Source organism: Caballeronia sordidicola (genome assembly GCF_001544455.2).
Classification (GTDB): domain Bacteria; phylum Pseudomonadota; class Gammaproteobacteria; order Burkholderiales; family Burkholderiaceae; genus Caballeronia; species Caballeronia sordidicola.
In genome coordinates this window covers 163345-180879 of sequence record NZ_FCOC02000013.1, presented here as the reverse complement: position 1 = coordinate 180879, position 17535 = coordinate 163345, and the positions used below count along the sequence as shown (strand labels likewise).

Sequence of the window (17535 nt, the reverse complement as noted above, 5' to 3'; positions counted from 1 at the left end):
ATTCGGCCCTCCCGGTTCGCCCTATCCTCGCCCTCTGACCTCGGGTTTAAGCGACAACGGATCGGTCGGGTTACGCATTTGCGCGACGTCATCGAAACGCAGTTGTACCGACGCCAGGATCTTCGGATGCGTCAGCACGTAGAACCGCCGTTCGCGCACGGCGTCGAACGTGATCTGCGCCACGTCGTTCGCGCTCAGCTTGCCGCCCTCCACCGCCTTCGTGAGTTGCCTGACGGCCATGCGCTGCGATGTCGTCAGGGGTTCGTCATTGCGCAGCGCTTCGGGCCGCGCGCGTTCCGCCTGGGCAATACCCGTTGGCACGAACGCCGGGCACAACAACGAACAATCCACCTGTGCGCCAGCAATCTTCAGATCGTGATAAAGCGTCTCGGTCAGCGCGACGACCGCATGCTTCGATGCGTTGTACACGCCCATCGCAGGTGCGGAAAGCAGACCGGCGACAGACGCCGTGTTGACGATATGCGCGGGCTCGTTTTGCGCGAGCATCAACGGCGTGAACGCGCGCACGCCGTTCGCCACGCCCATTACGTTGACGCCGAATACCCACGCCCAGTCGTTCGCGCTGTTCTCCCATACGAAGCCGCCCGCGCCAACGCCCGCGTTGTTGAAGAGCAGATGCACGGCGCGGTACGTGTCCATGGTTGCGCTGGCGAGGGCGTCGACCTGCTTTGCATCGGAGACATCGGTGGGCACGCCGAGCGCCTCTGCGCCCAAAGCGCGCGCCATCTCGACGGTTTGCGCGAGCGCCTTGACATCGACGTCGGCAAGCACGAGCTTCATGCCAAGCGACGCGCCCTGCATGGCGAACGCCCGCCCGAAGCCGCTGCCGGCGCCCGTGATGACCGCCACTTTTCCGTCGAACTGATCCACTGTGTCTCCCCTCGATGCAACCCGCGTCAGATCAGCTTCACGAGCTGCTTGCCGAAGTTCTTGCCCTTGAGCAGGCCGAGAAACGCTTCGGGCGCGTTCTCGAGTCCTTGCGCAATGCTTTCGCGATACAGCAGCTTCTTCTGCGCCACGAGGCCGCCAAGCTGCGCAAGCGCTTCGGGCCAGACTTCCGGCGACTCACTGACGATGAACCCTTGCACCTTCAGCCGCTGCGTGAGCAGCAGCGAGGGTTTTTTAAGCGGTTTTGGCGAGCCGTCATAGTTTGCGATCATCCCGCATAACGCAATACGGCCAAACGCGTTCATGCGCGACAACGCGGCGTCGAGCACTTCGCCGCCGACATTTTCGAAATAGCCGTCCACGCCATTGGGCAGCGCCGCTTTCAGGTCGTCGTGGAGATTGCCCGCTTTATAGTCCACGCACGCGTCGAAGCCGAGGGTTTCGGTCACATACCGGCACTTGTCCGCGCCGCCCGCGATACCCACCGCGCGGCAACCCGCGGCTTTCGCCAACTGTCCGACCACGCTGCCCACCGCGCCGCTCGCGGCGCTGACAAGCACCGTCTCGCCTGCCTTTGGCTCGATGATCTTGTTCAGGCCAAGCCATGCCGTCACGCCGGGCATGCCCACGGGACCGAGATACGCGGAAAGCGGGATGTGCGTATCGTCGACCTTGCGCAGGCCCCGGCCATCCGATGTACCAAATTCCTGCCAGCCATGGGTTCCGACGACCTTGTCTCCGATCGCGAATTTGGGATGCTTCGATTCCACCACTTCGCCCACCGTCCCGCCGATCATGACTTCGTTGAGCGGCTGCGACGCGGCGTACGACTTCGCGTCGTCCATGCGGCCGCGCATGTAAGGATCAAGCGAGAGGTAGTGATTGCGCACGCGCACCTGGCCATCGGCGAGCGGCGCAAGTGGCGTTTCAACGAGCTTGAAGTTGTCGGTGCTCGCCGCGCCCTGAGGACGCGAGACGAGGAGAATCTGACGATTGATTGAAGCGCGTTCGGACATCGTGATGCTCCTGTGCGGTCTTGATGCGTTCCCTGACGGTCAGGCGTCGCTCGGACCGGGTTTCGCCGACGGATCGGATCGAAGGCGTTGTTGCGCAATATCGCGGCCAACCGCGAGCCTGCGCATGTACTTGAATGTTCCAAGCGCTTTGGCGACGAAGTGCCCTTCGCTATCGCGGATTTCGCCTTCGCAATACGCCATGGTGGTCGAGCGATGCAGCACGCGCGCGAACGCGCGCAGTTCGCCCCGGCCCGGCTCCATGAAGTTCACTTTCATTTCGACCGTGACAACGCCTATGCCCGTGCCCGCAAGACTGCGGGCCGCCATTGCAAGGGCGACATCGGCGAGGGTCATGGTGACGCCGCCGTGCGCGATTCCCCACGTGTTCATGTGCGTGGCGGTCAACGCAAGCAAGACTTCGCTTGCGCCATCTTCGGCGGAAACAAGCTGCACCCCGAGTGAATCGATGAACGGGCTTTCTGGCAGCGCGGAAAAGTCGGCCATGGGATCAGACTTCGTAATCGATGCATTGACGCGACTCACGCACCGCCGCCACGAAGTCCTTGATAGCAACATGCTTCGGGTGGACCTGATACGCGTGAAGCGCTTCCTTGTTATCGAAATCCGAAACGAGGATGACGTCGCACGTGGCTTCGTAGCCGTCCTGCGCCACGCCGACCTCAAAGTGCCCCTGACCTGAAACAATGCTGCGGCAGCTTTCGAGCTTTGCCTTCAGCTTGACGATATTTTCGGCGCGCGTGCCGCCCTCGGCGTTTTCCTTCAGCTTCCACATGACGATGTGTCGTAACAAGACAGGCTCCTGGTTGTAGCTGCAGCGAACACGGCACGGATATGCCGCGTCGCCCAAGCGTATCAAAAACCCCGGGCGACCGTCACGGCTCACACCACCTCGAACAACCCGGCCGCGCCCTGCCCGCCGCCAATGCACATGGTGACCACCACGAATTTCGCGCCGCGCCGTTTCCCTTCGATCAACGCGTGTCCCGTCAGCCGCGCGCCCGACACGCCGTAAGGATGTCCCACCGCGATCGCGCCGCCGTTCACGTTCAGACGGTCGGCGGGAATGCCCAAGGTATCGCGGCAATACAGCACCTGAACCGCGAACGCCTCGTTCAATTCCCACAAGCCGATGTCGCTGACCTTGAGCCCGGCCTTCTTCAAGAGCTTGGGCACGGCGAACACCGGGCCGATACCCATTTCGTCCGGCTCGCAGCCCGCCACCGCGAAGCCGCGGAAAATCCCGAGCGGCTTCAATCCTTCCTTTTCGGCCAGCGACGCATTCATTACCACGCACGCCGACGCGCCATCGGAAAACTGGCTGGCGTTGCCCGCGGTAATCACGCCGCCAGGCATGGCGGTGCGAATCTTCGATACCCCTTCGAGCGTCGTGTCGGCGCGAATGCCTTCATCGGATGAAAGCGTGAGTTCTTTTGTAAAGACGCGGCCCGTGGCTTTGTCGGCGACACCGGCGAGCACGGTGATTGGCACGATTTCGTCGTTGAACTTGCCCGCGGCCTGAGCGGCCGCCGCACGCAGTTGAGACTGAACGCCGTATTCGTCCTGGCGTTCCTTCGAGATTTCGTAGCGCTTCGCGACGTTCTCGGCGGTCTGCAACATCGACCAGTAGATGCCGGGCTTGTGTTCCTTCAGCCAGCCGTCGAACAGCATGTGTTGGTTCATCTCGTTCTGCACGCACGAGATGGACTCCACGCCGCCGGCCACGAAGACATCGCCTTCGCCGGCAATCACGCGCTGCGCCGCGAGCGCGATGGTTTGCAGCCCGGACGAGCAAAAGCGGTTCACCGTCATGCCGGGCGTGCTCACGGGTAAACCGGCGCGCAACGCGATCTGCCGCGCGATGTTCATGCCCGTCGCGCCTTCCGGATTTGCGCAGCCCATGATCACGTCTTCCACGCGCGCCGGGTCAATGCCGGCGCGCTCCACCGCCGCCCGCGTCACGTGGCCGCCGAGCGTTGCGCCGTGCGTCATGTTGAATGCGCCGCGCCACGATTTGGCCAGGCCCGTACGTGCCGTCGATACGATTACCGCGTCAGTCATTCCTGTCTCCACTTCAAGTACGAATAATGTTGATGGTGTTCAGCGCAGCACGTCCACAGAGCGGGTCCGCAAAACCCCGGCGGCCGTCATCTGCTCCCACGCGCGTTCAAGCGATCCGTTCAGGTCGATGGCGCGGGAGGCGTCGTCGATAACAACTGTTTCAAAGCCCGCGCCGCGTGCGTCGAGCGCGGACCAGGCAACGCAATAATCCGTCGCCAGTCCGCAGCAGTAGACGCGCTTCACGCCGGTATTACGAAGATAGCCGGTCAGGCCCGTCGGCGTGACGCGATCGGCTTCCATGAAGGCCGAGTAACTATCCACGCCCACGTGATGCCCCTTGCGGATCACGAGCCGCGCGTGCGGCACATGCAGGTCGCGATGCAACGCCGCGCCCTGCGTGTCCTGCACGCAGTGGGTCGGCCATAGAACCTGCTCGCCATAAGCGAGCGTGGTCATCTCGAAAGGCGCGCGCCCCGCGTGATGCTCGGCGAAGGAAACGTGCGTGGCCGGATGCCAGTCCTGCGTCACGACGACATGCGAAAACGCCAGCGCAAGCTGGTTGATCACGGGCACGACTTCATCGCCGTGAGGCACGGCCAACGCGCCACCCGGCATGAAATCGTTCTGCACGTCGATGACAAGCAGGACTTCGTCTGCACCTCTCATTGCTGCCTCGCTTCCAGGCTGTTTCAGCTATTGAAACCGCGGCTCTGCGCCGCGAGTTCAGTCACGCGCGCCGCAGGCTTCCAGGCATCGCCATTGGTTTGCGCGGCGTATTTGCGCATCGCGCGCTCGACGTTGTAGAGGCCGATCGTGTCCGCGTACAACATCGGCCCGCCGCGATGCAGCGGAAACCCGTAGCCCGTCAGATAGACCATGTCGATGTCCGACGCCTTCGACGCAATCCCTTCTTCCAGGATCAGCGCGCCTTCATTGACGAGCGCGAGCACGAGGCGCTCGACGATCTCTTCGTCGGCAATCTTGCGGCGTTCGATACCGTGTTCCTTCGAATACCCGACGATCATCTCGTCCACGATCTTGGACGGATGCGCGGCACGGTCCCCAGCCTTGTAGTCGTACCATCCCGCGCCCGTCTTCTGGCCGAAGCGTCCGGTCTCGCACAAACGGTCCGCGATCTTCGAATACTTCAGGTCCGGCTTCTCCTGATAGCGGCGCTTGCGAATGGCCCAGCCAATGTCATTGCCCGCCAGATCGCTCATGCGGAACGGTCCCATTGCAAAGCCAAACTTTTCGATGGCGCGATCCACCTGCGCCGGCAGCGCGCCCTCCTCGAGCATGAAAAGCGCCTGGCGCAAGTACTGCTCGATCATCCGGTTGCCGATAAACCCATCGCACACGCCCGACACCACAGCCGTCTTCCTGATCTTCCGGGCAAGCTGCATGACGGTCGCGAGCACGTCTTTCGATGTCTTCGCGCCGCGCACGACTTCGAGCAGTTTCATCACGTTCGCGGGGCTGAAGAAGTGCATGCCGACGACGTCTTCAGGACGCCTGGTGAAGGCCGCGATCTTGTCGACATCGAGCGTGGACGTATTCGACGCCAGGATTGCCCCTTTCTTCGCCACCTGATCGAGTTTCGAGAACACTTGCTCTTTCACGCCGAGTTCCTCGAACACCGCTTCAACAATGAGATCCGCATCCTTGAGGTCATCGTAGGAAAGAGTCGGCGTGATCAGCGCAAGCCGTTCTTCGAGCTTTTCAGCCGTCAGCCGGCCTTTCTTCACGGCGCTTTCGTAGTTCTTGCGAATCGTCGCGAGGCCGCGATCGAGCGCTTCCTGTTTCGTTTCAAGCAAGGTCACGGGCAGGCCGGCGTTGATGAAGTTCATCGCGATACCGCCGCCCATGGTTCCCGCGCCGATCACACCCACGCGCTCGATCTTGCGCACCGGCGTATTCGACGGCACATCGGGAATCTTGCTCGCCGCGCGTTCGCCGAAAAACGCATGACGCAGCGCGCGGCTTTCAGGCGTCTGCACCAGCGCCATGAAACATTCGCGCTCGACCGCCAAGCCTTGGTCGAAACCGAGCTTCACGCCGGCCGCGACTGCATCGATGCATTTGAGCGGTGCCGGGAAATTCTTCGCCATCGGCGTGACCATGTTGCGCGCGAACTGAATGAAACCTTCCGCGTTCGGATGATCTATCTTGCGATCCCGCACCTTCGGAAGCGCCCCGCCTTGCGCGCCGACTTTCTTGGCGAATTTGACGGCTTCATCCAGCAGGTCGCCTTCGGCCATCTGGTCGAACAGGCCCGATCCGGCCAGCTTCTCCGACATCACCGGAGCGCCCGAGACGATCATGTTCAACGCCGTTTCAAGGCCCACCGCGCGCGGCAGACGCTGCGTGCCGCCAGCGCCCGGCAGGAGGCCGAGCTTGACTTCGGGCAACGCGATCTGCGCTCCCGCCGACGCAATCCGATAATGCGCACCAAGCGCAAGCTCGAGACCGCCGCCCATCGCCACGCTATGGATCGCGGCCACAACAGGTTTTGCGCTGCTCTCCACGACCTTGATGACGGTATGCAGCGTCGGTTCCTGGGTCGCCTTCGGCGTATTGAATTCGGTGATGTCGGCGCCGCCGGAAAATGCCTTGCCCGCGCCGATCAGCACGATCGCCTTGACCGACGCGTCGGCCTGGGCTTTCTCCACGCCTTCAACAATGCCAAGCCGCGTGGAAAACCCGAGGCCATTCACCGGCGGGTTGTTCAGCGTGATAACGGCGATGCCGTCGCGGGTCGTGTAATCCACTGCCATTTCGTCTTCCTCCATTCCGTCTTTCATGCAATTCGATGCGCGCCATGTCTCGTTCGTATCTTCCGGCAAAAATCCGGATGACGCTGATTTCCGTGCCGCGATAATTGTTGCGGTAAGTCTGCGTTACCCGTGAAGAATACACAAAAAAGAACGATCGTTCAATTTCGTTATTGCGGGATGACGGAGGCGGGACGTAAAAGGAAGAAAAAGGCGGACGCGGGCTGCGCGGCGGCAGCCCGGTGAATCATGATCTAGTCGACGCTTTCGCCAACCGTCGGCAACACATGTTCACGATACAACTCCCGCAACCGCAGCTTCTGCAGCTTGCCGGTTGCCGTATGCGGAAGTTCATCGGCGAAAACAACGTCGTCCGGGCGCCACCACTTCGCCACCTTGCCGTCATAAAACGCGAGCAATTCCTCGCGCGTCACGGTCGCGCCTGGACGCGGCACGACCACGATCAGCGGCCGCTCCGTCCACTTCGGGTGCGAACACGCAATGCACGCGGCCTCCGCAACTTGCGGATGCGACATCATCACGTTCTCCAGATCGATCGAACTGATCCATTCGCCGCCCGACTTGATCACGTCCTTGCTGCGATCCGTGATGTTCATGAAACCATCCTCGTCGATGGTCGCGACATCTCCCGTCGGAAACCAGCCATCCACGAGCGGCGAATCTTCCTTGCGGAAATACCTGTCGATAACCCACGGACCGCGCACGTACAGATCGCCGAACGACTTGCCGTCCCACGGAAGTTCCGCGCCGTCGTCGCCGACGACTTTCATGTCCACGCCGAACATGACGTGGCCCTGCTTTTCACGCAGATGCCGCTGTTCTTCCGGCGAACGCTGGCGCTGTTCCCAGTTGAGCTTGGCGAGCGTGCCGAGCGGCGACATTTCCGTCATGCCCCATGCATGGATGACCTCGACGCCGTAATCGTCCTCGAACGTGCGCAGCATCGCGGGCGGGCACGCCGAGCCGCCAATCACCGTCCGTTGCAGCGTGTGAAAGCGCACGCCGGCCTGCTTCACGTAGTTGAGCAAACCCAGCCATACGGTCGGCACGCCAGCCGAATAGGTCACGCCTTCGGCTTCCATCAGTTCATAGAGCGACTTGCCATCGAGACAATTGCCGGGCAGCACGAGCTTTGCGCCGACCAGCGGCGCGGCGTGCGGAATGCCCCATGCGTTGACGTGGAACATTGGCACGACGGGCAGGATCGAATCGCGTGACGAACAGGCCATGGCGTCGGGAAGCGCCGCGCCGAAAGCGTGCAAGACCGTCGAACGATGCGTGTAGAGCGCGCCCTTCGGATTGCCGGTCGTGCCGGACGTGTAGCAAAGAAACGATGCCGAGCATTCATCGAGCACGGGCCATGCGTAGTCGCCATCGTGCATTGCGAGCAGCGTTTCGTAACTGATGACAGGCGTGGCCATGTCGGCGAGATGGGTGCTGATGCACGCTTCGTCGCCAAGCGCGATCCAGCCTTTCACGTTCGGGCACTGCGGCGCAATGGCGTCGACAAGCGCCGTGAACGTCATGTCGAAGGCGACATATTCGTCGTCGGCATGGTTGATGATGAACGCAATCTGGTCGGGAAACAGCCGCGGGTTGATCGTGTGGCAAACGGCGCCCATGCCGCTCACGCCGTAATAGCACTCCAGGTGACGATACCCATTCCAGGCCAGTGTGCCGATGCGCTCGCCCGGCTGCACGTTCAGGCCAATGAGCGCCTGCGCAAGCTGCTTCGCGCGCTTTTCGCAATCGCGCCAGGTGTAGCGATGAATGTCGCCTTCAACACGGCGCGACACGATCTCGGTACTGCCGAAGTGGCGCGAAGCGTGGGAAATCAGCGATGAAGCGAGCAGCGGTACATCCATCATCTGGCCGAAAAGCGGCGACGTCATGGGCAAGTTCCTCACAAGTCCGGATGCACGGGATTCGATGCGCGTTCTGCTGCGATACCTGGATAAGCAATATCCGATTTTTGTCTCAAAGCCAAGGTGCGAAAGGCTCGGAGCGGGCTCCTGCAGCGGCGCGGGCGCGGATTTACAATATCGGTTAACCATGAGGTGCTCAATATGTCGTTTTCCCCAAGCGGTACGGTTGCCGGTGCCGCTGCTGAAGCCGAACTGGCGGGCCCGGACGCAGTGAATGCGCTGGTCGGGTCCATTGAAACCGACCGCCGGGATTCATTCGTCGCGCTCGGTTCCGCGTTCCTCACGCGCCTGCCCGCCTCGCCCTTGCCCGCGCCTTATCTGGTCGGCATTTCCGCCGATACCGCCGCGCAACTCGGATTCGACGCAAGCCATGCGCACGATCCTGCATTTATCGAATATTTCACGGGCAACACAACCCGCGATTTACCGCCTGATGAGTTGCCGTATGCATCGGTTTATTCAGGGCATCAGTTCGGCGTCTGGGCCGGACAACTGGGCGACGGCCGCGCAATAGGTCTCGGTGAAATCGAACATGGCGGCAAGCGTCTCGAGTTGCAGTTGAAGGGCGCGGGACGCACGCCGTATTCACGCATGGGCGACGGCCGCGCGGTGCTGCGCTCATCGATCCGCGAATATCTGTGCTCGGAAGCCATGCACCATCTCGGCATTCCGACCACGCGCGCGCTGTGCGTGACCGGATCGGACCAGCCCGTGCGCCGCGAAATTATGGAGACAGCGGCGGTCGTGACCCGCGTTGCGCCGAGTTTCGTGCGCTTTGGCCACTTCGAGCATTTCTACACGAACGACCGGCCGCACGAACTGCGCAAGCTCGCCGATCACGTGATCGACCGGTTTTATCCGCAATGCCGTGAAGCCGATGACCCTTACCTCGCGCTCCTGAACGAAGTCACGCTGCGCACCGCCGATCTGATGGCGGACTGGCAAGCGGTCGGCTTTTGTCACGGCGTGATGAACACGGACAACATGTCGATCCTTGGGCTGACGATCGACTACGGGCCGTTTGGGTTTATCGACGGATTCAACGCCGGTCACATCTGCAATCACTCGGATTCGCAAGGCCGCTACGCGTACAAGATGCAACCGCAGATTGGCTACTGGAACCTGTTTTGTCTGGCGCAAGCGCTGGTGCCGCTATTCGGTCCGCATTACGACGAAGCCGTTCGCAACGAGAAGATCATCGAAGATGCGCAACGCGTGCTGGAGGGCTTCCGGGACCGGTTCGCGCCCGCGCTCGAACGCCGGATGCGCGCGAAACTCGGTCTTGCGGAGATCCGCGATGGCGACGATAAACTCGCCAACCAGTTGTTCGAAGCGATGAACGCGAACCGCGCCGACTTCACGCTGACGTTTCGCAACCTTGCCAAGATGCACAAGGCAGACGCTTCCGGCGATGCGCCCGTGCGCGACCTGTTCCTCGATCGCGCCGCCTTCGACGTCTGGGCGAACGCGTACCGGCTGCGTTTATCGGAGGAAACGCGCAGCGACGAAGACCGCGCCATTGCCATGAACGCTGTTAATCCGAAGTTCGTCCTGCGCAATCATCTGGCCGAAAATGCCATCCGCCTGGCGAAGGAAAAGGATTTTTCGGAAGTCGAACGGCTGGCACGCGTGCTGCGCCATCCGTTTAGTGAGCAACCCGAATTCGAATCCTACGTCGGCCTGCCGCCCGACTGGGCGAACGGTCTGGAAGTCAGTTGTTCTTCCTGAAAAAGCCCCCAAATACTTGAGCCGGACTATCAAAGCCGCTCTACCGCTCTGGAGAAACGAAAGATGAACCGAGACGACCTCACGAAGGAACCCGCTGCTCCGCTGCAAAAGGACGACGCCACTTACAAAAAAGAACTGTCCGATATCCAGTATCAGGTCACACGCCACGCCGCCACCGAGCGGCCATTCACCGGCGAATACTGGGATCACACGGAACGCGGCGTTTACGATTGCGTGTGTTGCGGCACACCGCTCTTTGAATCGGACACGAAATTCGATGCCGGCTGCGGTTGGCCAAGCTACTTCAAGCCGATCAATGGCGAAGTCATCAAGGAAAAAACGGATCGCACGCACGGCATGTTGCGCATCGAAGTGCAATGCAAGAACTGCGGCGCGCATCTGGGCCACGTTTTCGAGGACGGTCCCGCGCCAACGGGCCTGCGCTACTGCATCAACTCGGCTGCGCTACAATTCGAACCCAAGTAAGTACGGGCGGCTTACTCCGGTAAGCCGCCTTTTTTATGACTGCGGTGCAAACAGGCGCGTTCGGGCCTTGGGTTTGAACTGCTTTCTTTAGCGGGTACTTACTAAAGATCCCCTGAGTCACATTTGCTTCACACGCGTCTTTTCGCGGCTGCGGCGGACACAATTCGATCCGGGCCGCATCTGGCGTGCGAGCACGTTCTAAACCGTTCAACCGGTTTGAAATCGATGCCCCTCTTCGTCCCTAAGAAATCTACGAAATGAAATTTCTGTTCGATCTGTTTCCGATCCTCCTCTTCTTCGTTGCTTTCAAGATCTGGGGCATCTACACGGCCACGGCGGTCGCGATCGTCGCCACGCTCGTGCAGATTGCGTGGGTCGCGTTCCGGCATCGCAAGGTGGACCCCATGCTGTGGGTGAGCCTCGGCGTCGTGGTGGTGTTCGGCGGCGCTACGCTCGTGCTGCATAACGATACGTTCATCAAGTGGAAACCCACCGCGCTCTACTGGCTGTTTGCCGGAGCGCTGATCGTCTCCCAGGTTGCGTTCGGCAAGAACCTCATCGAGGCGATGATGGGCAAGCAGATCGTGCTGCCGCATCGCGTGTGGGGCCAGTTGAATCTCGCGTGGGCGGTATTTTTCGCGATCCTCGGCGTGGTCAACCTGTTCGTGGCGTACAACTACACCACCGATCAATGGGTCAACTTCAAGCTTTTCGGCGCGACGGGCTGCCTGCTCGTGTTTATCGTCGCGCAGAGTTTGTGGCTGGCGAAGTACATGAAAGAGGACGAAGGAAAATGAGCCATCCAGCCTCCACGGACACCTTCGTCAACGCTTCGGCCGAAAGCAAGATCGCGCACCTCGAAGCACGGCTGAATGCGGCGCTGAACGCGCAATCGGTTCATATCGACGACGACAGCGCGGCCCATGCCGGACACGCCGGGGCATCGGCGGGAAGCCACTATACGGTGACCATCGTGGCCGCCGGATTCGCCGGGAAGCCACGCGTGGCGCGGCACCGGCTAGTGTATGATGCGCTGGCCGACGAGATGCGGCGCGGCATTCATGCCCTCGCCATCAAGGCTTATACGCCTGAAGAATTTGCAGACCAGTTCAAATGAGTCTCCATGTTGCTGCGGGCTCAAGTTCGCAAGCCGCCTCGTTTTCAGCCTCGAATTTCCAGCCCTCGTTCTGATCAGGAACTATCGATGATTCTAAAAAACCCCCGTATTTGGGTATTGCTGGCCGCGTTCGCGGCAGCGCCTGCTTTCGCTCAGAACATTGCCGTGGTCAACGGCACGCCGATTCCGAAATCCCGCGTTGACGCGCTCGTCGCGCAACTGGTCCAGCAGGGCCAGCAGGACACGCCGCAATTGCAGGCTGCCGTGCGTCAGGAACTGGTCAACCGCGAAATCCTGATGCAGGAGGCCGCGCGCCGCGGTATTGCCACGCGTCCGGACGTGAAGGCGCAGATTGCAGTGGCCCAGCAAACGGTGGTGTTGCGTGCGTTGATTGAAGACTTCGTGAAGGCCAACGCGCCCACCGACGCCGAGATCAAGGCACGTTACGACGAGATGGTCAAGCAGGCTGGCGGCGGCAAGGAATATCACCTGCACCACATCCTGGTCGACAACGAAGCGCAGGCCAAGGATTTGATCGCGAAGATCAAGGGTGGCGCGAGCTTCGAAGATTTGGCGAAGCAATATTCGAAGGACCCGGGATCAGGCAAGAACGGCGGCGACCTGGACTGGTCGAGCCCGCAGGCTTATGTGCCGGAGTTCGGCGCAGCGGCCGAGAAGTTGAAGAAGGGTGAGATGACCGACACGCCGGTGAAGACGCAGTTCGGCTGGCACATCATCCGGCTCGACGATGTGCGCGACGTCGCGCCGCCGCCCTTGGAGCAGGTCAAGGCGCAGATTGCGCAGCAGATTCAGCAGGAAAAGCTGGCTGCGTTCGAGGAAGATCTGCGCAAGAAAGCCACGATCAAGTAACGCTGCTTTAGTTAGCCGAAGTAAAGAAGCCGCTCGATGTTCCGAGCGGCTTTTTCATGGGTTCAACGGCGAGCGGCAAACCCGCTCTCGCCGCATTCAATCCGCTTTACCCGACCCAACGCCGTGCATTCTGGAACACGCGCAACCACGGACTTGCATCGGCAGTCCAGTCGTTCGGCGTCCAGCTCATCTGCACATTCCTGTGCACGCGCTCCATGTGCGGCATCAACACCGTAAAACGCCCGTCCGGCGTGGTGACGGAGGTAATCCCCGCCGGCGATCCATTCGGATTGTACGGATAGCGCTCGGTCGCCGCGCCTTGATGATCGACGAAGCGCATCGCCACCAGTGCCTGGGTTGCATCGCCTTGTTGCGAGAAGTCCGCGAAACCTTCACCGTGCGCAACCGCCACCGGAAGGCGCGAGCCTTCCATGCCGGCAAAGAAGATAGACGGCGAACCCTGCACCTGAACCGATGAAAACCGCGCCTCGAACTGCTCCGATTTGTTGCGCGTGAATTTGGGCCACGCGTCGGCGCCGGGAATCATCGATGCAAGGCTGCTCATCATCTGGCAACCGTTGCAGATGCCGAGCGCGAACGTATCGGCGCGACCGAAGAATCCGGCGAACATGTCGGCGAGACGCGGATTGAAACGGATCGTCTTCGCCCAGCCTTCGCCAGCGCCGAGCACGTCGCCGTACGAAAAGCCGCCGCATGCCACGGCGCCCGCGAAGTCCGCCAGCGTCACGCGCCCTTCCAGCAAGTCGCTCATGTGGACGTCGTGCGTGTCGAAGCCGGACCGGTCGAACGCATAAGCCGTTTCCAGATGGGAATTCACGCCCTGCTCGCGCAGGATGGCCACACGCGGACGCGCGCCCGTGCCCACGAACGGCGCCGACACATCCTGAGCCGGATCGAAAGTCAGGACCGGCGAGATGCCAGGATCGTTCGCGTCGAGTAACGCGTCGTACTCGGCATCGGCGCATGCGGGGTTATCGCGCAGGCGCGCAATGCGCCAGCTCACTTCGCTCCAGGCACGCTGCAACTCGTGGCGCGGCGCGTCGTAGACCTTCTTTGCGTCGCGATAAATCTCGATGACATCACGCTCGTTCGGCTTGCCGATGACTTCCGAACACGCCGACAATCCGTGTTCGCGCAACGCGGCCAGCACAGCGTCCCGATCGGACAGACGCACCTGGATCACGCCGCCGAGTTCCTCTGAAAACAACGCGCGGATGGTGCGGTCCTCACGGCGTCCGCTGGTCTGCTTCGCCCAGTCCTTGGCGTCGCCGTAATCGGATTCATGGTTCGGATTGAGAATCAGCATGTCCACGTTCAACGACACACCCACGTGCCCCGCGAACGCCATTTCACAGACGGTCGCCCACAGGCCGCCATCGGAACGGTCGTGATACGCGAGCAGCTTGCCCGCGGCGTTCAGCGACTGAATGGCGTTGAAAAAACGCTTCAGGTCTTCGGCGTCATCGACATCTGGAACCGCGTCGCCTATCTGCTGCGTGACTTGCGCCAGGATGCTGCCGCCCAGACGGTTCTTGCCGCGCCCGAGGTCGATGGAAATCAGCACCGTGTCCGTACCGCGCTGCAATTGCGGCGTAAGCTGGCGGCGCACGTCCTCGACCGGCGCGAACGCCGAAATGATCAGCGATACCGGCGACACGACTTCCTTCGCCGCGCCGGTTGCGTCCTGCCACTTGGTGCGCATCGACAGCGAATCCTTGCCGACCGGAATGCTGATGCCCAGCGCCGGGCACAGTTTCATGCCGATGGCCTTCACGGTATCGAACAATGCGGCATCTTCGCCGGGACTGCCGCACGCGGCCATCCAGTTGGCGGAGAGCTTCAGCTTGTTCAACGATTCGATAGGCGCCGCCGCGATGTTCGTCACCGCTTCGCCAACGGCCATGCGGCCTGACGCGGGCGCGTCGATCACCGCCAGAGGCGTGCGCTCGGCGATGGTCATGGCCTCGCCACGGAAGCCGGCGTAATCCATGGTGGTGATCGCGCAATCGGCGACAGGCACTTGCCATGGGCCGACCATCTGGTCACGCGCCGTTGTGCCGCCCACCGACCGGTCGCCGATGGTAATCAGGAACGACTTGCTGGCGACGGTCGGATGCTTCAACACGCTCACCGCAATCTCGGACAAGACCAGGCCGGTTACATCGACGGGTTCGAATGCCAGCACTTCACGCTTCACGTCGCGATGCATCTTGGGCGTCTTGCCGAGCAGCACGTCCATGGGCATGTCGACGGGTTCGAGCGTCTGACCGGCGTTCTTCTGATCGTCGATCAGCTTGAGCTGGCGTTCTTCGGTGGCAACACCGACCACAGCCACCGGGCAGCGCTCACGCGTGCAGATCGCTTCGAAGGCCGGCAGGCTTTCTGGCGCAATCGCCAGCACGTACCTTTCCTGCGCCTCGTTCGACCAGATTTCGCGCGGCGACAAACCGGACTCTTCCAGTTGCACACGGCGCAGTTCGAAACGCGCGCCTTTGCCGGCGCCATCGACAAGTTCGGGGAACGCATTCGACAACCCGCCCGCGCCCACGTCGTGAATGCTCAGGATGGGATTTTCCGCGCCCAGTTGCCAGCACGCGTTGATCACTTCCTGCGCGCGCCGCTGGATTTCCGGATTGCCGCGCTGGACCGAATCGAAGTCGAGTTGCGCGGTGTTGGCGCCGGTCGCCATGGAACTCGCGGCGCCGCCGCCCATGCCAATGCGCATGCCGGGGCCGCCGATCTGGATCAGCAACGATCCCGCCGGCAGATCCATCTTGTGCGTGTGCTGGTCCGAGATATTGCCGATCCCGCCCGCGATCATGATCGGCTTGTGATAGCCGCGCACGCGCCCTGCGGCGTTCTGCTCATACGCGCGAAAATAGCCGCCCAGATTGGGCCGGCCAAATTCGTTGTTGAACGCAGCCGCGCCGATGGGACCATCGATCATGATCTGCAGCGGCGAAGCAATGCGCTCAGGACGTCCATACGGCTCGTGCGCATCAGAAGGATTGCGCTGCGGCACCGGCACGGCGCTGTCGCGGGCGTTTTCCCACGGCTGGCGTGCATCGGGCAGATCGAGATTGGAGACCGTGAAACCCGCGAGACCGGCCTTCGGACGCGCGCCGCGGCCGGTCGCGCCTTCGTCGCGAATCTCGCCGCCCGAACCCGTTGCCGCGCCCGCGAACGGAGAAATGGCGGTCGGGTGGTTGTGCGTTTCGACCTTCATCAGCGTGTGCGTGAGTTCGGTGTGACGCCCATATTGCTCGTTCGAACCGCGCGGGAACCAGCGCTCGGCCGTGCCGCCTTCCATGATCGCCGAGTTGTCCGAATACGCGACGATCGTGCCGGCGTGGTTCAGCTTCTCGGTATTGCGGATCATGTTGAACAGCGAGATGTCCTGCGGCTCGCCGTCGATGGTCCACTGCCCGTTGAAGATCTTGTGGCGGCAATGTTCACTGTTGGCCTGGGCGAACATCATCAGTTCGACGTCCGTGGGATTGCGCTGCAACTGCTTGAATGAATCGACGAGATAGTCGATTTCATCGTCGGCGAGCGCGAGGCCCAGCTCCACGTTCGCCGTTTCCAGCGCGCCGCGGCCGTGGCCGAGGATATCGACGGCTTGCAGCGGTTGTGCCGGAAGTTCGTCGAACAGATGCAATGCGTGATCGCGCGACGGCGCGACACTTTCGGTCATCCGGTCGTGCAGCGCGGCGGCCACTTCGGCGCGCGCCGCTTCGGACAACGCCTTCTTGCCGCCAATGCCCGTGCCGAGCAGGCCGCCCTTCAGCAGCACCGTATATTCAATACCGCGCTCGATCCGGCGAACCTGCGCGAGACCGCAATGATGCGCAATGTCGGTCGCCTTGCTGGCCCACGGCGACACCGTGCCAAAACGCGGCACGACCATGAAGGTTTCCTGCGCGCCGCGCTCCGTAGCGGCTTCGAACGGCGTGCCGTAGTGCATCAGCGCGTGGATGCGGTTGCTGTCTTCGTCGGAGAGCGGTTCGGCCGAGTTCACGAAATGCAGATACTGGCCGCGCACGCCCACGATATTCGGGTCGATGCGCGTCAGTGTTTCGAGCAGGCGGGTTTGACGGAAATCAGAGAGGGCCGAAGCGCCGGGGAAACACGAGAAGTGGGCCATTGTCACGGTGCTTAGAAGACGTCGGGACGAAAGACGTCGGAGCCGCTTGCGGACGCGCCGCATTTGGCGATGGGAAGACTCGGATTATAACCCGGAAGTGTCTCGAAAACGCCCTCGCGGCCATGCGTGAAACGGTATGCGCCGCGCTTCGCCATCTCCCAATGACGATGGGATAGTTTTTGACCTGTTCCGGCGATGCCCGCTGAAAGCCGCGCCGCGCCTCAGTTCCCGCGGCTGCAACGGACCCGGCTCATGGATTCGGCCTACCTCGCAGCGTCCCGGCCGGACGCGTTTGGCGCTATCATGGCGCGCTTTCCTCAACCGGCGCACCGCTCTCTTGTGTATCGATGCGCCGGCTCGCCTCTCTCACGAGAATCCCGGCATCCCCGGCAGTCCGAGCGACATGCCGGGCCAAGCGGTCCGGACGCCCGCGCTCATGCGGCCGCCG

14 protein-coding genes are annotated in these 17535 nt (G+C 61.8%); 5 read left to right on the top strand and 9 right to left on the bottom strand.

What is annotated here, in order from left to right:
• Nucleotides 1-21: 21 nt before the first annotated feature.
• The 8 genes from AWB64_RS20370 to AWB64_RS20335 all read right to left on the bottom strand — a co-directional run bounded on the left by AWB64_RS20370 (nucleotide 22) and on the right by AWB64_RS20335 (nucleotide 8688).
• Entirely contained in the window at nucleotides 22-891 is an 870-nt protein-coding gene (locus tag AWB64_RS20370; RefSeq protein WP_060857223.1) for an SDR family oxidoreductase, read from the bottom strand.
• 26 nt (nucleotides 892-917) lie between these two features.
• Entirely contained in the window at nucleotides 918-1925 is a 1008-nt protein-coding gene (locus tag AWB64_RS20365) for an NADP-dependent oxidoreductase (RefSeq protein ID WP_060857222.1), read from the bottom strand.
• A 39-nt stretch (nucleotides 1926-1964) separates the two neighbouring features.
• Nucleotides 1965-2429, bottom strand: coding sequence for a PaaI family thioesterase (locus AWB64_RS20360; RefSeq protein WP_060857221.1), 465 nt, complete (start codon nucleotides 2427-2429; stop codon nucleotides 1965-1967).
• Between the two features lie 4 nt (nucleotides 2430-2433).
• Nucleotides 2434-2736 (bottom strand): Dabb family protein, encoded by a 303-nt coding sequence (locus AWB64_RS20355; protein WP_060857220.1) that lies wholly within the window; start codon nucleotides 2734-2736, stop codon nucleotides 2434-2436.
• Nucleotides 2737-2825: 89 nt separating this feature from the next.
• Entirely contained in the window at nucleotides 2826-4004 is a 1179-nt protein-coding gene (locus tag AWB64_RS20350; RefSeq protein ID WP_060857219.1) for an acetyl-CoA C-acyltransferase, read from the bottom strand.
• A gap of 39 nt (nucleotides 4005-4043) precedes the next feature.
• A complete protein-coding gene (pncA, locus tag AWB64_RS20345; RefSeq protein WP_060857218.1) occupies nucleotides 4044-4670 on the bottom strand; it encodes a bifunctional nicotinamidase/pyrazinamidase in 627 nt (208 codons plus the stop codon).
• 23 nt (nucleotides 4671-4693) lie between these two features.
• On the bottom strand, nucleotides 4694-6778 hold the full coding sequence (locus AWB64_RS20340) for a 3-hydroxyacyl-CoA dehydrogenase NAD-binding domain-containing protein (RefSeq protein ID WP_060857259.1): 2085 nt from the start codon (nucleotides 6776-6778) through the stop codon (nucleotides 4694-4696).
• Between the two features lie 251 nt (nucleotides 6779-7029).
• Nucleotides 7030-8688 (bottom strand): 3-(methylthio)propionyl-CoA ligase, encoded by a 1659-nt coding sequence (locus tag AWB64_RS20335; protein WP_060857217.1) that lies wholly within the window; start codon nucleotides 8686-8688, stop codon nucleotides 7030-7032.
• A gap of 174 nt (nucleotides 8689-8862) precedes the next feature.
• Between AWB64_RS20335 and AWB64_RS20330 the strand changes: the two genes are divergently transcribed.
• From AWB64_RS20330 to AWB64_RS20310, 5 genes are all read left to right on the top strand, one after another.
• Nucleotides 8863-10449 (top strand): protein adenylyltransferase SelO, encoded by a 1587-nt coding sequence (locus AWB64_RS20330; RefSeq protein WP_060857216.1) that lies wholly within the window; start codon nucleotides 8863-8865, stop codon nucleotides 10447-10449.
• 63 nt (nucleotides 10450-10512) lie between these two features.
• Nucleotides 10513-10935, top strand: a complete 423-nt coding sequence (gene msrB, locus AWB64_RS20325) for a peptide-methionine (R)-S-oxide reductase MsrB (protein WP_060857215.1) — start codon at nucleotides 10513-10515, stop codon at nucleotides 10933-10935.
• Nucleotides 10936-11192: 257 nt separating this feature from the next.
• Entirely contained in the window at nucleotides 11193-11732 is a 540-nt protein-coding gene (locus tag AWB64_RS20320; RefSeq protein ID WP_060857214.1) for a septation protein A, read from the top strand.
• Nucleotides 11729-12052, top strand: a complete 324-nt coding sequence (locus AWB64_RS20315; protein WP_060857213.1) for a BolA family protein — start codon at nucleotides 11729-11731, stop codon at nucleotides 12050-12052. Before AWB64_RS20320 ends, AWB64_RS20315 begins: the two co-directional genes overlap by 4 nt.
• 87 nt (nucleotides 12053-12139) lie before the next feature.
• Nucleotides 12140-12922 carry a peptidylprolyl isomerase gene (locus tag AWB64_RS20310; protein WP_060857212.1) on the top strand — a complete coding sequence of 261 codons (783 nt, stop codon included), beginning with the start codon at nucleotides 12140-12142 and terminating at the stop codon, nucleotides 12920-12922.
• Between the two features lie 106 nt (nucleotides 12923-13028).
• Here AWB64_RS20310 and purL read toward each other — a convergent pair whose 3' ends face one another.
• Complete coding sequence (gene purL, locus AWB64_RS20305; RefSeq protein ID WP_060857211.1) at nucleotides 13029-17087, bottom strand: phosphoribosylformylglycinamidine synthase; 4059 nt, start codon at nucleotides 17085-17087, stop codon at nucleotides 13029-13031.
• Nucleotides 17088-17535: the final 448 nt, after the last annotated feature.

What these genes read in the sequence shown, in the direction of transcription:
- AWB64_RS20365 (WP_060857222.1), bottom strand. Translation starts at nt 1,925, where the DNA reads ATGTCCGAACGCGCTTCAATCAATCGTCAGATTCTCCTCGTCTCGCGT.
- AWB64_RS20360 (WP_060857221.1), bottom strand. Translation starts at nt 2,429, where the DNA reads ATGGCCGACTTTTCCGCGCTGCCAGAAAGCCCGTTCATCGATTCACTC.
- AWB64_RS20350 (WP_060857219.1), bottom strand. Translation starts at nt 4,004, where the DNA reads ATGACTGACGCGGTAATCGTATCGACGGCACGTACGGGCCTGGCCAAA.
- pncA (WP_060857218.1), bottom strand. Translation starts at nt 4,670, where the DNA reads ATGAGAGGTGCAGACGAAGTCCTGCTTGTCATCGACGTGCAGAACGAT.
- AWB64_RS20340 (WP_060857259.1), bottom strand. Translation starts at nt 6,778, where the DNA reads ATGGCAGTGGATTACACGACCCGCGACGGCATCGCCGTTATCACGCTG.
- AWB64_RS20335 (WP_060857217.1), bottom strand. Translation starts at nt 8,688, where the DNA reads ATGACGTCGCCGCTTTTCGGCCAGATGATGGATGTACCGCTGCTCGCT.
- AWB64_RS20330 (WP_060857216.1), top strand. Translation starts at nt 8,863, where the DNA reads ATGTCGTTTTCCCCAAGCGGTACGGTTGCCGGTGCCGCTGCTGAAGCC.
- msrB (WP_060857215.1), top strand. Translation starts at nt 10,513, where the DNA reads ATGAACCGAGACGACCTCACGAAGGAACCCGCTGCTCCGCTGCAAAAG.
- AWB64_RS20320 (WP_060857214.1), top strand. Translation starts at nt 11,193, where the DNA reads ATGAAATTTCTGTTCGATCTGTTTCCGATCCTCCTCTTCTTCGTTGCT.
- AWB64_RS20315 (WP_060857213.1), top strand. Translation starts at nt 11,729, where the DNA reads ATGAGCCATCCAGCCTCCACGGACACCTTCGTCAACGCTTCGGCCGAA.
- AWB64_RS20310 (WP_060857212.1), top strand. Translation starts at nt 12,140, where the DNA reads ATGATTCTAAAAAACCCCCGTATTTGGGTATTGCTGGCCGCGTTCGCG.
- purL (WP_060857211.1), bottom strand. Translation starts at nt 17,087, where the DNA reads ATGGCCCACTTCTCGTGTTTCCCCGGCGCTTCGGCCCTCTCTGATTTC.